Below are 1,577 nucleotides of genomic sequence, written 5' to 3'. Positions count from 1 at the left end.
TTGCAAGGTTCCACGTTAAGTAATGCATTTTTATTTAACGATAATGATACCTATGCCCATGATGTCTTGATGCGGCAATTGTCCAACCAAAGCTTGAAGGCGGATCCTGGCGCGTTCTCGGTATACTGCAACGACGGCTTTACGCTGGCCGAGATTTTGGTGGAAAGAGTCAGCGGTATGAGCTTTACCGAATTTATACATCAACGGTTTACAGAACCCTTACAGCTGAATCATACGAAAACGCCGCAGGACAAATGGGAAGACGATAAGCGGGCTGGACTCTATTTTCCGGCGTACCAAGGGAAGCTTCCCATTGAATCGGTGAATGTGATTGGTTCGGGAGGGATCTCTTCCACGGCAGAAGATATGGTACGATTCTCACAATTATTTATGGGACAGGGAAAAGGGATCCTCTCTGATAAGGCAGTCAAGGCGATGGAGCAAGAGGAATATAAAAAAGGAATGTGGCCGGGGGATGGAGGTAATATTTTCAACTATGGTCTTGGCTGGGATAGTGTGAAACTATACCCATTCAGTGAATATGGGATAAAAAGCATGGCTAAGGGCGGCGATACAACACTGCAACATGCTATACTGGTCGTGCTTCCGGAACAGAAGATGGCAGTGGCTGTGTTGTCATCCGGCGGCCAAAGCTCTACAAATCAACTACTGGCAACTGAATTACTGCTCGCCGCGCTTAAAGAGAAGGGCACAATTAAGGACATCAAGCCAAACAAATCCTTTGGCAAGCCGGTCAAGGCCAAGATGCCTCAAGACGTGACGAAGAAAGCGGGCTTTTACGGCAATAGCGAAAGTCATTTCAAAATAGAAATTACGAAGAATGGAGAACTGTTCTTACCATCTAATCGAGAAGAAAAATATGTATATACTGCGAATGGAAGCTTTATTAATGAGAAGGGTACTTCCAAGCTCAACTTCGTCACTGAGAAGAATGGAAGCACTTATTTGAAGGTGAGCACATATAAATCGACGCCAGGCTTAGGGCAAAATGTGATGACTCACTATTTAGCCGAGAAACTAGAAGACAACGTGCTATCGAAGAAAACCGCTGCCGCATGGGCGAAGCGGGAAGGCGTCAAGTTCTATCTCGTTCAACCGAAACTTATTACCACACAAATTACTCGCAAGGAAGGCCTGGAGGGCTATTGGGACGGCAGAAAAATTACAGGTCCGAACACCGCGGCGCATCAGCTCCAGATCCCCGTGATGAATGGCCGTGATACGACGGAAACTCATTTCTATACAGAAGGCGGCAGTGAATATATGGAGATGGCCGGATTGTTATATGTAAGTGGATCCAACGTAAAACCGCTTGATGCAGGCCAATCATCCAAAGTTACACTACAAGCAAATGGGCATGCGAAATGGTTTACGATCCCACAAGCGACAGCAGGGAAAACGATGAGCGTGACGTTGTCATCGAAGAGTTCATTCGCGGTGTATGATGAGAAGGGAGTATGCGTCAATTTTACCGTTGTGAGCGGCAATAATAAAGTAAAATTGCCAAAAAACGGATCGGTTGTATTTGCTGGCGCGCCGAACTCGGAATTTGCAAT

General features: G+C 46.1%; 1 protein-coding gene. It reads left to right on the top strand.

Going from position 1 to position 1,577, the window contains the following annotated elements; translation table 11 throughout:
* On the top strand, nt 1-1,577 hold a 1,577-nt coding region (locus B5P40_RS32160; RefSeq protein ID WP_113710540.1), incomplete at both ends, for a serine hydrolase domain-containing protein.

Origin of the sequence: Bacillus sp. SRB_8 (assembly GCF_003264205.1) — a bacterium.
Taxonomy (GTDB): Bacteria; Bacillota; Bacilli; order Bacillales; family Bacillaceae_G; genus Bacillus_A; species Bacillus_A mycoides.
This window is presented reverse-complemented; position numbering and strand designations above follow the sequence as displayed.